The organism is Weissella coleopterorum, assembly GCF_011304355.1.
GTDB classification, from domain to species: Bacteria; Bacillota; Bacilli; order Lactobacillales; family Lactobacillaceae; genus Weissella; species Weissella coleopterorum.
Genome location: NZ_CP049888.1, coordinates 554,153 through 568,143, shown reverse-complemented (window position 1 = coordinate 568,143; position 13,991 = coordinate 554,153). Strand labels below are relative to the sequence as shown.

General features: G+C 35.3%; 15 protein-coding genes and 1 tRNA gene. 1 reads left to right on the top strand and 15 read right to left on the bottom strand.

The window, feature by feature from the left end:
• Nucleotides 1–54 precede the first annotated feature (54 nt).
• Genes G7084_RS02985 through G7084_RS02975 form a run of 3 tightly spaced genes read right to left on the bottom strand, consistent with a single transcriptional unit; the run spans nucleotide 55 to nucleotide 2,781 of the window.
• Nucleotides 55–969, bottom strand: coding sequence for a PTS system mannose/fructose/sorbose family transporter subunit IID (locus G7084_RS02985; protein WP_166009917.1), 915 nt, complete (start codon nucleotides 967–969; stop codon nucleotides 55–57).
• 16 nt (nucleotides 970–985) lie between these two features.
• Nucleotides 986–1,789, bottom strand: coding sequence for a PTS mannose/fructose/sorbose transporter subunit IIC (locus G7084_RS02980; protein ID WP_166009915.1), 804 nt, complete (start codon nucleotides 1,787–1,789; stop codon nucleotides 986–988).
• A gap of 32 nt (nucleotides 1,790–1,821) precedes the next feature.
• A complete protein-coding gene (locus G7084_RS02975) occupies nucleotides 1,822–2,781 on the bottom strand; it encodes a mannose/fructose/sorbose PTS transporter subunit IIA (RefSeq protein ID WP_166009912.1) in 960 nt (319 codons plus the stop codon).
• A 281-nt stretch (nucleotides 2,782–3,062) separates the two neighbouring features.
• On the opposite strand from G7084_RS02975, the gene G7084_RS02970 reads away from it, so the two are divergent.
• Nucleotides 3,063–5,840: a YfhO family protein gene (locus G7084_RS02970; RefSeq protein WP_166009910.1), complete on the top strand. Its 2,778-nt coding sequence runs from the start codon at nucleotides 3,063–3,065 to the stop codon at nucleotides 5,838–5,840.
• A gap of 51 nt (nucleotides 5,841–5,891) precedes the next feature.
• Here G7084_RS02970 and G7084_RS02965 read toward each other — a convergent pair whose 3' ends face one another.
• The 12 genes from G7084_RS02965 to xrtG all read right to left on the bottom strand — a co-directional run bounded on the left by G7084_RS02965 (nucleotide 5,892) and on the right by xrtG (nucleotide 13,947).
• On the bottom strand, nucleotides 5,892–6,206 hold the full coding sequence (locus tag G7084_RS02965; protein WP_166009908.1) for a hypothetical protein: 315 nt from the start codon (nucleotides 6,204–6,206) through the stop codon (nucleotides 5,892–5,894).
• A gap of 70 nt (nucleotides 6,207–6,276) precedes the next feature.
• Nucleotides 6,277–6,350: transfer RNA gene (locus G7084_RS02960), tRNA-Pro, on the bottom strand.
• 119 nt (nucleotides 6,351–6,469) lie between these two features.
• On the bottom strand, nucleotides 6,470–7,099 hold the full coding sequence (locus G7084_RS02955; protein WP_166009906.1) for a copper homeostasis protein CutC: 630 nt from the start codon (nucleotides 7,097–7,099) through the stop codon (nucleotides 6,470–6,472).
• 134 nt (nucleotides 7,100–7,233) lie between these two features.
• Nucleotides 7,234–7,584: a ribonuclease G gene (locus G7084_RS02950; protein WP_166011677.1), complete on the bottom strand. Its 351-nt coding sequence runs from the start codon at nucleotides 7,582–7,584 to the stop codon at nucleotides 7,234–7,236.
• A 56-nt stretch (nucleotides 7,585–7,640) separates the two neighbouring features.
• The gene (locus G7084_RS02945; protein WP_166009904.1) at nucleotides 7,641–8,357 is read right to left on the bottom strand and encodes a DUF4352 domain-containing protein; all 717 of its coding nucleotides are present in this window, start codon (nucleotides 8,355–8,357) and stop codon (nucleotides 7,641–7,643) included.
• Between the two features lie 5 nt (nucleotides 8,358–8,362).
• Nucleotides 8,363–8,956, bottom strand: a complete 594-nt coding sequence (locus G7084_RS02940) for a DUF805 domain-containing protein (RefSeq protein ID WP_166009902.1) — start codon at nucleotides 8,954–8,956, stop codon at nucleotides 8,363–8,365.
• A 47-nt stretch (nucleotides 8,957–9,003) separates the two neighbouring features.
• Nucleotides 9,004–9,378: a hypothetical protein gene (locus tag G7084_RS02935; RefSeq protein WP_166009900.1), complete on the bottom strand. Its 375-nt coding sequence runs from the start codon at nucleotides 9,376–9,378 to the stop codon at nucleotides 9,004–9,006.
• 210 nt (nucleotides 9,379–9,588) lie between these two features.
• Nucleotides 9,589–9,990, bottom strand: a complete 402-nt coding sequence (locus G7084_RS02930) for a hypothetical protein (RefSeq protein WP_166009898.1) — start codon at nucleotides 9,988–9,990, stop codon at nucleotides 9,589–9,591.
• Nucleotides 9,991–10,002: 12 nt separating this feature from the next.
• Nucleotides 10,003–10,278 carry a 6-carboxytetrahydropterin synthase gene (locus tag G7084_RS08195; RefSeq protein ID WP_281346948.1) on the bottom strand — a complete coding sequence of 92 codons (276 nt, stop codon included), beginning with the start codon at nucleotides 10,276–10,278 and terminating at the stop codon, nucleotides 10,003–10,005.
• A gap of 131 nt (nucleotides 10,279–10,409) precedes the next feature.
• Nucleotides 10,410–11,933 (bottom strand): TIGR03766 family XrtG-associated glycosyltransferase, encoded by a 1,524-nt coding sequence (locus tag G7084_RS02920; protein ID WP_166009896.1) that lies wholly within the window; start codon nucleotides 11,931–11,933, stop codon nucleotides 10,410–10,412.
• Between the two features lie 26 nt (nucleotides 11,934–11,959).
• A complete protein-coding gene (locus tag G7084_RS02915; protein ID WP_166009894.1) occupies nucleotides 11,960–13,348 on the bottom strand; it encodes a TIGR03111 family XrtG-associated glycosyltransferase in 1,389 nt (462 codons plus the stop codon).
• A complete protein-coding gene (xrtG, locus tag G7084_RS02910) occupies nucleotides 13,348–13,947 on the bottom strand; it encodes an exosortase family protein XrtG (protein ID WP_166009892.1) in 600 nt (199 codons plus the stop codon). The genes G7084_RS02915 and xrtG overlap by 1 nt, the downstream gene beginning before the upstream one ends.
• Between the last annotated feature and the right edge of the window lie 44 nt (nucleotides 13,948–13,991).

Genomic DNA, 13,991 nt, shown 5'->3' with positions numbered 1-13,991 from the left:
ATAAAAAGCGGTCAGGACTACCAATCTGGTCCAGATCCGCCTCTTACAATCTTTTTACATCACATGCAACACGTGCAATCCAACTCCAATGATGAAGAGTCCAATAATCAAAACGATTGGTGATACCTTTCTCTTAAGCAACCACATGCAGGCAAATGTCAAAAGCAATCCCATCAAACCAGGAATCAACATATCAATATTATTTTGCAAAGTGTTAGGTGCTTCCTTTACTAGACTGACACCATCAGCTTGCTGTCCCAAAATTTCTTGCAACTTAGCTCCGGTCACATCTCCCTTAGGGAAATTGATATACGCCCCTTCCGCCAATTTCTTAGCAGGTAAGTCTAACGTAAATTTAACATTTACCCATCGTTCAACCAAGACCGCTAGGATAAACATTCCTAAAATTGACGCACCCTTAGTAATATCCTTTAGCAATCCACCTGATAAGTCCTTAGTGATTTCATTTCCAGTCCGATAACCAAATTCTTGTGTATACCACATAAATGACCAACGAATAATATTCCAAGCTATGAAGAATAAGATTGGTCCAACGACATTCCCATTCATAGCTAGTGAGGCTCCCAAAGCCCCCAAGATTGGCCGCACCGTGAACCAGAAGACGGGGTCTCCAACTCCAGCTAACGGTCCCATCATTCCAATCTTAACACCTTGAATTGCCGCATCATCGATGTCAGCCCCATTAGCTCGTTCTTCTTCCAAAGCTAATGTTACTCCCAAAACAGGTGAAGCTAAATATGGATGAGTATTAAAAAATTCCATGTGGCGCTTTAGCGCTTGTGCCCGATCGGCCTTTTGTGGATACAACTTTTTAATTGCCGGCATCAATGAATACGCAAACCCCAAATTCTGCATTCGTTCATAGTTCCATGAACCTTGTAAAATTGTTGAGCGAAGGGCAACAGAGAGTCGTTCCTTTTTTGTAAGTGCAATTCTTTCTTCAGTCATAATCTCGTTCCCCTTCCTAGTATTCGTTCAAAATATCGCCAACCGGATCGCCTGAGCCCCCGTTTGAACCATTATTTGAACCACCCATCTTTGACAAATTGATGTAAATCAAAGCAATCGCTACTCCAATTGCTCCCATGGCGATCAAAGTCAATTGTGTGATCGCGGCCAAAGCAAATCCAATGGCGAAAAATGGCCAAACTTCTCTGGTAGCCATCATATTAATAACCATCGCATAACCAACTGCGACAACCATTCCACCACCGATAGCCATTCCATCTGATAACCAAACTGGAACAGAGTTCAAAGCACTTTGCACGGCAGATGTAGGAATCAAAAGCAACAAAATTGCGGGAATTGCAATTCGTAATCCTTGTAACATCAAAGTTGTGACGTGAATTCGTTCCATCGTCTTAATATCACCATTCTCGGCTGCTTTATCCGCACCGTGAACCATGGCAACCGCCAAAGTACGAACGATCATTGTCAAGAACAAACCAGCAACAGCCAACGGAATCGCTGCTCCGTATGCCAAAGTGATATGTGCTGAATCAAAATGTCCACTTTGAACTAAGATAATTGATGAAGCAACTGAAGCCAAGGCAACGTCAGGGGCCACAGCGGCTCCGATATTCGCCCAACCCAATGCCATCATCTGTAAAGTTCCTCCCAAGATAACACAAGGGATCAAATGACCTGTTACCAGACCAATTAACGTACAAGCAATCAGCGGTTGGTGAATTTCGAATTGATCCAAAATTCCTTCCATTCCAGCTAAGAATGCCACTACAACCACTAATACCATTGAAATTATTGACATGATATTCTACCTTTCCACATTATAAATAATAGCTACTTAACATTCGCCTTTTGAATCAAATTAAATAAATCGGCTTTTGAATCTGATGGTACTTTACGAACATCAAATTTAACTCCTAAACCACTCAACTTTTCAAAAGTTGCAACATCGGCTTGATCCATTGACAAAACTTTATTTACCATTGTCTTGCCAGTTGAGTGTGCCATTGAACCAACATTGATTGAGTCTAAAGGTACGCCCCCTTCGACAGCTCGAAGGGCATCTTGTGGATTTTCAAAGAGCAAGAAAGCTTCTACGCCTCCCATGCGATCATCCTTCATGATTTCAATCATCTTATCAACCGGAATAACATTGGCATTAATTCCATTAGGCGCAGCCTGAATAATCAAATTTTTACGCATGTCATCTTTGGCAACATTGTCTGATACCACAATAATTCGATTGGCTTTTGAATCAGGCGTCCATGCTGTTGCAACCTGACCGTGCAACAAACGGGTATCAATTCGAGCCAAATTAATTTTCATTTTACCTTTCTTCAAGCCCTGATTCGTATCAGCACTAGTTTTTTGTGCCGAACTAGTCATATTTTCGGCTTCAGGAATTGATTTAACCCCTTCTCGTGCCATTGGTACTAATGATTTCGCAATTTCTGCGGCATTATCTTGGGTAAAGCGTGCACTATATGCTTCGATCAACATAGGCAGGTTCAATCCAGCAATCATCGCCATATTATCTGGATGTTCTGCTACTATTAAATTAGCTTGATTAAATGGTGATCCCCCCCATAAATCAACGAGGAATAATACTTGACTATCATCCCCACCTTCAAAGCGATTAATTGCATCCACAAACTTTTGATGCAAATCATCTGGACCCTCATTTGGCATAAAGGTAACAACTTCGACATTTTCTTGGTCACCAAAGATCATTTGCCCAGACATTTTGATGCCGGAAGCAAACTCACCGTGACTGGCAATAATAAAATTAACCATTCCGCGGAGCTCCTTTTTAATTTATTCATACCCTCTTAATATTTTAAGTACTTTATTATAATAACCCACGTTGATACAAAAGTAAACGTTTTCATTAGCTCAGCATCAATCATTGTAAAATTTTTACTATTTTTAATGTTTTTTTGAAAAATAATTGATAAATATATATTTCTGATATATTAATTTATCAATCCGAAGGTTTTCGCTAGTGCTTAAACATCAGTTCCCTCATGGTATAATAAAATAAATTCTTAACCAAACGATAAAGGATCCAATCTTCGATGAAACGTTTATTTAAACATGCTCTTAGCATCTACACTATGTTATTTCTAATTATTGCAATAATTGTTTTTGGTCCATTTCTACTGACAGGAAATTCACTAATTTGGAACGCAGATGGAATTACTCAGCACTTACCTGCTCTAATACAATGGCACCATGATCTCCAAAATGTTTTCTTTGACCATCAAATGCCTGCCGCATGGGACTGGAATATTAGCTTAGGTCAAGACTATCTCCAGACTTTTTCATATTATGTTATGGGGGACATCTTTACTTATCCTCTGATTTTTATAAAAGCAACGCAGATTGTTTCTTATTACAATATTATGATAATAATTCGTCTTTGGTTGGCCGGTGCAGCTCTCATCTACGTAGCTCCGCGTTTAACCGATCATCGTTTCCCAAATTGGATTTTAGGCGCTGGCGGACTCATCTATACTTTTTCTGGATTTACCGCATTTATCGCCTTTGAACATCCTTTCTTTATTAATCCTCTTATTATTTTTCCACTGCTATGTTGGAGTCTAATCCGTTTTATAAAAAAAGGCGGCTGGAAATTTTTAACAATCATGGTTGCGTGGACATTGTGGAACAACTTCTATTTTGCTTTTATGCTTGCCCTAGCTACTTTTTTAATTTGGCTCTGGTTTTTACTAACCCAACCGCAATTTAAAAAAAGAACATTACTAGCCTGTGGACCCATTATATTAGGTTTTTTCATCAGTGCTCCACTATTTCTGCCTTCCGTTTTAGCTACTCTAAATGCCGTACGTACTAATACCATCATCGCTAATGGTCTTATATTTTATCCCATTAACTATTACATTGCACTTCCTGGAAATCTCATCGGCAACGAATCACTCCCACTCTTTTGGCTGAATGGTGGGTTAAGCTTTATTAGTGTGGTTGCTGTCGTTTTTAGTTTCACTCATTTCCGGCAATTTAAAACTTATAATCTGATCTGGATCGTTACCATAGTGGGACTTTGTTTCCCTATCTTTGCGGCAATTTTTAACGGAGGAACTTCACCTTCTAATCGCTGGTTATTACTTATATCTCTTCCTGTGGCTTTAATTTCAATGGAACTCTTAGCTCATCTTGATCAATTAACCATGAAAGATTTAAAAATAAGTGGTTTGTTAGGCGGATTGGCAACTATTTCATTATTCATAAGTCATAATTTGAACGTTAATCTTAATTTTGGTTTACTCATCGCTTGTTTCTTCAGCGGATTATTTCTCCTAGCTCTCAGCCTTAATCGTCCAATTCAAATTAAAACCAAAGTTTGGTTATTAATCATGCTGAGCTTAGGTTTAAGTCTCTTAATGTTACGTAATCATGCCACTGACTATAATCCTACAACTACTAGTATCGTTCCCCATCAAACGATTAAAACTTTACTAAAAAATCAAAAAGAATTTAGAACTAATGATAAAGATCAACCACGAATTTATATTGATCAACAGCTAGGTAATATTGAAGGAATCGCTCCGGCTAGTAATCTACCTCTAGTGAGTGGATTAAATAACATTGAAAGCTATTGGTCGCTGCAAAATAAAAGTACAAATCAATTTTTACAAGGTCTACAAATTCAAAGTTCCAATCCAAATGATGTCGTTGGTAACTTGGATCAGCGAAATTTAATTTTTAATATTTTGGGAGTTAAAAATATCTGGACCGATCAATCTAAAAATCTACCAAAAACCTATTTAGAAAATCAAGAGGCAACCACGCATCAATTATCAATGGGAACCTCCAAAGATGCCTACCCTCGTTTATATTTACCAAAATATACAGTTAGTCCGAAAACCTATCAGCAATTAACTCCAACCGAGAAAGAAGCGACGTTAGTTGATTCAGTTGTCATGCGCGGAGGTCATCAAAATTCTAACTTTGCTAAAAAAGTTGAGACCGCGTCCATCGCTTTAAATGGTCGAAACGATTGGCAAACAACCGTAGAGCACACCTATACAACACAGCCAAGCGTCTTACCCGATGGGATCACTTTAAAAGCAAACCCCAAACTAAAGGGAATGGAATTACACCTGGAAATATCGGAACTGTCTTTCATACCATCAACATGGCAGCAACGTCAGCAATTTGCATATAACAATTATATTTTTAATAATCAACAAAATCAACAAAATCCGCAAAATCAACCTGACTTACGTTTTAACCCCACCGGTTTTAAATTAAATTGGTACAAGAACAACCTGAATAATTTTGGTCGAAAAATGAGCGGTTATAATTTAGATGTGAATTATCAGAATAAAACCAATTATGTTTATCAAACTGGCGCCAATAATCTTTCATTCTATCAACATCGGAATGCTTTAACAATTAATCTTGGTCCAGCCAAACAATATACACACGATCAATTTATCCCACTCACCTTCTCTCAAGAAGGAACTTATCACTATAAAGCCACCATTAAAGCCGTGCCAATTGATGCTCGCTTTGATCAGGTCGCCAAGCAAATCCAACGGACTGCTCCAATTGTGAAATATCAAAAAAATCAATTCACTGCTCAAATTAATGTTCAGCAGGATCAATGGTTAGTCAGCACCATCCCTTGGAGTCAGGGGTGGACCAGCTCAACTAATCAACTTAAATCAGTTAACAATGGGATGCTTGGAATCCATCTACACAAAGGTAATAATAAAATTAAGGTAAGCTATCAAACCCCTGGCTTAAAATTGAGCTTAGCAGTTGGTACCATCGGTCTGTTAATTTTCATTGGGGTAATAATATGTATAATTTTACGCAAAAATAAATAAGCCAATAAAAAGGCCCCGTCTAGTTACTAGATCGGGGCCTTTTTATTGACATTAAAGTTCTGTATCTGTATCTTGCATATACCAATCACTAACTTTTAGCCATTTATCATGCTCAAATATTTCAAAGTCGCTGACGTTGTAAACGGTTTTTCGGTCCCCATCTAATGGCGACCAATATGATTCATCGGCCCGTCTTAGAATATCCCAATAAGGTAACTGATATTTAACATCATGCTTTGGATCACGAACTTGAAAACCTGGTTGGGTATGAAGCGTCTTCTCGCCCACAATTGGACTGTTCAGCCCCAATTGATTAATCAAATCGATAAAAGTTTCAGCACTGATCATCTCCACTTCATCCTCCATCTTGGTTCTCCTCCATTATTTTATTTTAAAAATAAAAAAGCAATAACTAATTAAGTCATTGCCTTTTGCATCGGGACGACAGGATTCGAACCTGCGACCCCCTAGTCCCAAACCAGGTGCTCTACCAAGCTGAGCTACGTCCCGTTAAAGATTAGTTTATCTAACCCAACAGAAGTTAATTATACAGCTCTCTTAGTTGTATTGCAATCACTTTTTTATGTTTTTTAGCTCTTTAAAAATTCATGAACATTAATACAATCTTACTATGGATTTAAATCAATAATCTGACTCCCATGGACTTGCTCAACGCCTAATTCACGAGCAAGTTGCACATAATTATTAAAGTTAATTCCACCACCAGGTAAAATTTCAATTTGATCTTGGGCTTGATTAATTGTTTCTTTTAAATGTTGAATGCTTTTATCAATGGGTTGTTTTAACGGACCACCGTGAGTCAAAATACGCTCCACTTGATGCTTTGCCAACCAATGCAGCGCATCTGCTTGTTGGTCAACAGGAATCGCGTCAAAAGCCATATGCATCACCACCCGCATGGGCGCTGCCAACTGAATAAGATGTTGCATCGTTTTAATATCTAGCTGTAACTGCGCATTCAAAACTCCAAATGTAACCATCTGAACGCCATCTTCTTTCAGAGTTCTCAGAGTAGCTTCCATCACCGCAACTTCAGCGGAATTATAGTTAAAATTACCCGCTCGCGGTCTAACCATGACTACTACTGGACACCCCAATGTTAAAACTGCTTGCCAAGTTGATCGGTTTGGTGTCAAACCTCCCAATTCTAGGTGTTGATTCAATTCAATTCGATCAATTCCCTTCGCAACTGCCAATTTAGCGGTTGCGAAGTTTCCCACTGCAATTTCTTTGAGCATCACTTCACTTCCCTCTTATTATATACATTAACCATTTGATTGCAATTATTATAGCATGCTTCAATCAATAAAACCCCGTAAAAGAATTTACGGGGTTTTAAATCAATTGATCTTTTATAGAAGTAATCCTATTTTTAATAACCACTTGTCGATAGACTATTAACCACTAAACTCATAATAATGCCTATGAACATGAAATATAAGAGTGACCCTATAATTGCAACAACGAAAGCCACTAAGCCCGCACGATTCCATGTTGCCTGAACGGCTTTAAAGGTTGCTACATCTTTGTAATCACCATTTTCCCAGGCCCACTCATTCCCTTTGGCGCCGACAATAAAAATCCAAACAATATTAAATAAGGGAATAAAAACTAAGAGCGGTAAATAAGATTTATTTCCGATGCCCCACATCCAATTAAACATAAAAGCACCCCAATTCCAGCCCTTAACTTCAGTCGGTGTAACCTTACTATTTTCTTCAATCATAACATTATTCTCCTATTATTTTTTTATTAACTATTTTATATGTAAAGTCTATTTTAATACAACTTCATTGCGACCTTACGCGTACCATCCATACTAAAGACCAAATACTTTGCATTTCCATCTTTTTTATCAAACAGCAGATCACCATCATCTGACTGACCTGAACTCACATCATCCAAATCAACATAGTTAAACTTATCTTCTCCTAAATCATCTTGCGCCAATGAATTATAGATACCACTCATCACATCATCGTCATCAGTTGCAGCAACTTCAAAATCATTATAATCAAAATCAACTGTATGCTTAGTATTATTTTTCATAGTTACATTAATCGCTAAGTAATCATTATCCGTATCTTGGACTGAATTAATTTTTAATTGGACACCATCAATAGTCACTTCATCTCCCACTTTGACTTGCTTCAAGTCAGCAGCAGTAGTTTCATCATCATAATCCTCGTCATCGTCATCGTCATAACTAGGATGATCGTAATTCGAATCACCAGATTCAATATAGTTGTTCAGACCACCTAAACTATGAATAACTAAAGCTGAATTAATCATTCCCAGTGATACAACCAGCCCAATAATGGCCAACCAGCCGCGTCGATGCCAATTTAATACCACTCCAATAATTGAAAAAATTAAACCAATCCCGATTAAGATAAGCCCTGAGTAGTATGAAATATGGAAAAAACTAACAACTAATCCCAAAAGGCTAACAATAATTCCCGTTATTCCTAACCACATATTTTTTTCTTTTTTCATTTACCCTAATACCCCTTATCATCTTGATCCAAGATCCGGCGTTCATCAACTAATTTAGCTGGCTCATCATCCATCAAAGGTAAATCATCATATTTCAGTTCGATGATTTGCTCCTTATCTGTATCATCATCATTCATTTGACTAACATGGTCAGCATTCTCTCTTAAACTATTGCCTAATTGATCAGGTGCTCCCAAAGATTGATTCAATCCCCTTTCATTCAATTCTGATGACATACCAGTCTGAATTTTAGTTGGCATGAACATAAAAATTAAAATGACCAATGGTCCAACGTAAGGAATCAATAAAAAGAAAACAAATCCCCATGGGAATCCACCATCTCTAAGACGTCGAACAATAATAGCTAAGTTTGGTAATAAGGTGGCTAGATCCCAAATCAATAAAACAATAAAAATACTAACTAATCGTGGCATGATTCCCGAAACTACCGGCATTTGAATGGTAGTTGATAAAATTAACGTTGATAAGATCAAAATTACAACTGAATTAAATAAACTGGCGAACCAATATTCACTTCGCGAAGAACGTCCCTTAAAATCAACATATTTTTTCCAAAATTTCACATATTCATTCCACATATTTTCCCTACTTTCAAATCATTCCATTCGATAAATTTAATAAATCATCATTCTAAATTCATTAGCTTAATATTTCGATTAAATATAGCCGCCATGATTAGTACGGTACTAGGAATCACCAAGAAAAAACTAAATAGAATCGGTGATGCAAATCCAACCATACTTAAAATCATGCCCATCATTGAATCCTTTGCGATTTTATTATTAATGACAATATAAAGGCTAAACACAAATCCGATGATGCTAACCATGCTAACAACTGACCAATACATAATCCCCGCAAAGTTAGAAAGTGAATAAATATCAAACCATTTGATTTTATCAATGGTTGTATATGCTGTGTTACTTAAGAAACCCGCCAAAAAAATAATAGCTTGCATTATATTTAAAACCCAAACTGTTTTTGAAAATTTAATTGTCATAATGTTCTACTCCTCCATTTTGATACAAAATTTAACATGATGTTTTTAATTATACCCGAGGCCTTGAAATTAAAACGTAACAAACAGCACCAATTACATACCATTTATATCATTTTTAAATGACAAAAATTGGAATTTAAATCTAAATAAAAGAGTAGTTTTCATTTTGAAAACTACTCTTGAACATGCTTTTATCAAATTAAAACTTGGTTACTTATCTGTCCAAGTTTTATCGTGCAAAATCCATTGACCTTTATCTGAATATTTATAAAAACCAAGATAAACATTTTCTTTTTTTTGTCGCCACGTTATCACTAAATGAACAACTTTATCTTTTTTAGCACCAACGTGGTCCTCAGATTTTCTTCGAAAATCCCCTGGACCAAAAACTTTAATAATTTTTTTATATTGGCTATCCGAATTATCATCCCAATCCTGTGGTGTTAAAACCTGAAAATCTGACTTCGTCCAAGCTCTAACCTGACCAGTATCTCTAATTTGGGCGACATCATTATTTTTAAATCCACCGCCAACTTGAACTAATAATACGATTCCCCATACAATTCCCATCAAAATGATCGAGGTGGAAATAAAAATAATTATTTTTTTCATTAAACCTTCCTTCTATATATCATCATTGATAATGATATAAGTTCGAGTGGGTCCCTCACTAACTTCCAATTTTTGTAAAATAATATTATTTTCAATTAATTCGGAATGATATCTTAAATCATTAAAAATAACTTCCGCAAAATTTTCCACCGTTGGATTTAATGTATCAAAAGGCTTCACATCATTAAGAGTCTGATCCTCATAACGATTCAAATAATTCATAATTTCCTTCTCGTACTCATTAAATTGAACTTCTGCGTTCGCATTAGTAGAAAAGTCACTGGTAATTTACCAAGTATGTGGATGTAATTGTCCCATCTTTTGATTCCATTCCACCGCGTGGTATGCATTAATATAAAATTTCAAGCGATACATTGTTCTCATAATAAACTCCTATTCCTCTGATCTAATTTCAAAGACTAATCAACGGTTAGGGTCTCTTTAACCCAACGGAATCCGCGATTCAAGAAACTCCATACTATATTTGAATTATATGCTGATAATAACAAAATAGCTGGTAAAAATTGAATCATATATCTACTTCGACCACCCTCAAATATCAAAAGGTAAAATAACCCTCCCAAAATTGAGATTCGAAATATTTGAACCCATTTATCCGTATGAAACTTGGTGAAAGCTAATGTAAACAGTAGGAAAACCCAAAAAAGTTGTGCTAAAAATTTATAATTCTTTAGATTTTTGCCTTCTGGATAAACAAAAGTTTGCCAAAAGTTAGTTGGATGCGGGTTATTGGCAAAGAAATGTCCTTCCTTTAACCATGCAAAAGTTCCATCAGCTGCATTATTTTCTTGCTTCATGAACAGGAATTTTATATATCCCCACATCCCCATTTTATTTAGACGTTGCTTTAAAAGTCGAACCGAGTAATTAACTTTATCTTGTCGATTAGGTAACAATGCCATAGCTAACGCATCTTTTTCATTGTATCCCCCATCACCTGACATTCCCATACTAATAAAATGAATTGCCGGAACTGCTAAATTAGGGTTAACTCTAATATAACTTTGGGTATTAATTTTTTGTTGAATCACTTTAAAACTACCATAACCTACACCACTCATCAATATCATTGCCAACAGAAAACTAAAGATATATTTCCAATGAATCGTGTGTTCTATGAATAATGCAACATAAATTCTTTTAATTTCAATTAGAACAATTGCGATAATTGGAACTATGGAAGATGGCTTAATATAATATGTTAATATCACAGTAAATATTAACCCAATGTCCAAAATGATTCGCACCCATAAAATCGATCGAAATTTATCGATTAAAGAATAAAATAAATAAATTAGTGAAACCAGCGGAATAACCCATATATCAGAATATGAAATAATGATCCACGGGAAAAACAGAAGAAAGATCGACTGTATATAGATTAAATTTATCGTATTTTCACGTTTAATCAACCAAATAATAAGAATATTAATCAATACTGATAAATCCACTAAAATTAACCCTATGTAGTTAAAAAATAGCCAGGAAGAATTATGAAAGGTTATAGATAACCAATGTTGCACTAACAACAATGATAAGTTATTTATATATTGACTATAATAACCACGAATATTTAAATCATCAGGACTAAAAAGAGCGGAGTGAATGGCCCCCGCGTCAAAGCCAATCGCTGGATGAACAAAAGAGATGAAAATGACTTGTAAGATTACTACAAATCCAAAAAAGCACCAAGCTAATAATGTTCGACTATTGAAAATTTTATATATATTAATGTAATTCGTATTAATTAAAACGTACAAATATATAACAAAAACAACTAATACCAGTGCAATCCAAGTGACATTCTCTAATGAAAGGTTTGATGAGGAACCTGCAAAATACAACATTTGAAGTAGAAAGAAATAAAAAAGGATTGTAACTAATAAATTTATAAATTTAATGAATTTTCGATTAAAGTTCATCAATGCTCCTTTTGATAATTTTAAAATCAATTATCTAAATTATCTTTTATTTTTTGCATAAATCTTTTAAAACGGCGACCATCATTTCTAAGCAATTGTCCTGTCACACTAATCTCATCAATTAATGAGCGAACACGCCACCGCATTTGATCAGTTCCATTTAATAAAGCTGCTAATAATACCCATGACAAAACAAATTTATATAACGGCATCAATCCAATAACCCAACCACTTCGAACGAAAAAATGATATTCTTTTTTAAATTTGCGCAAGTAAATTTGAGCTAACAAATAAAATAATCCGCTAATAAAAACATATAAAAGATACAATGATATATAAATAATAATCAATGTTTTCACTGAAAATTTTTTTGCAACTAACACCGCGGGTGAAAAAAACCAAATTAGTCGTGGAAAAACAAAGGTGTGATCAAGCATAAGTTTACGCACCATAAAATTACTAAAAAATTTCCAAATCGAAATATCACCGTTTTTTTCAAACATATGAATTACTTGTAACTCACCCATTTGCCAACGTTGTCGCTGCCGATAAAACATATCAAAACTGTCTAATGGCTCTACGAAAAAAATCGCATCTTTAGCTAATCGAACTTCTCCTTTATTACGCATTTGAAAGGTCATATGAGTATCTTCCCCAACCGTCTCACTACTAAACATGAACGTACTAGATAACTCTGATCTTCTAAAGCCAGAAAATGCTCCTGACATAGTAAACATACTATTGCTTCCTGATTCCGAATTACGCCCCACTAAGAAAGCGCTAGAATATTCATGATATTCTAATAAATCCATTAATTTAATAGCAGGATTTTTTTGACGCTTAATCAGCTCTTTTTGCGTCAAGATTATTCCAGTTAATGCAACTGTCCCCTTTTCACGTTCAAACTGTCTAACCATATTGAGCAACGCATGTTCCTCTAATTCTCCATCACTATCTACGTGAATAAAGTACTTGTTAAACGTATTATACATAGCCATATTGAGCGCTTTAGATTTGCCCTGAGCGGCATCTAACCAAGAGATCATTGCTTCGTTATATTTATTTTGAATCTCTTGGAATTTTTTGAAGCTATGATCCGTACTTTGGTTATTAACTAATGTTATTTTAATTTTATTAGTGGGATAAGTCGATTTAATAACTGAAAGAACACATGCTTCGAGCGTTTCTTCAGAATTATAAACCGGAATTACCACGTCAATATCCGGTAAAAAAGAAGTATTAATTTCAGCGCTTGGAGTACGAGAGAATACTTTTAAGATCCATTCCCAAATTATCTCGATTAGCAATTTAATATAAACAAAGAGAGTTGGAATTACTTCGACAAGAACTGGAATTAGTAACCAGACTCCCACAAAAAGATATTGTGAAGCCACTGAATTTAGCAGACCTTCCATTAGCTCTCTCCTGAATTAAACTTGAATTTACCAACTCTTACGTTTAAAATTTGAACTCTTGTAAAAACGATGTAATACAAAATGATAGTTAAAACATAAAAGATAATCCGTCCAATTATGACATGTGCCCATACTAGTGAATTAATTCCAAAATAATGAACAATCGTCGCCGTAATAATTAACCGTAGAACATTACTAATGTAAATATATGGTAAGCCAATCGCTATCCAATGAATTCGTTCTTTAGTATCCTGAAAAAAAGGATAAAAACTAGTCAAGGCAATAAATGCCCCTAATTCAATGACCGCTGAACATTCATAAGTTATAAATAAGTTAATTGTATTAAATCCACTATGAATTTGAATCATGCTATATTCCAGAGAAATATGATAAAACCCCGTTAAAGATCCAAATACTCCAGCTCCAAAAGCTGCTGATTTCATCAAAAAAGATGTCATACTATAATTAGAAAAATAAATTATGATAAAAAATAAACCCACGACTCCAATGACACTATACATTGCCATCCATTTTGCTTTCTGCATAATACTCAACAGATAGACCCATAGGAACATGGCTAATACAATCAGCCAATACATTTTAGATCACCTGACGCTTCTTTCTATAGACAAAAAAACCTATT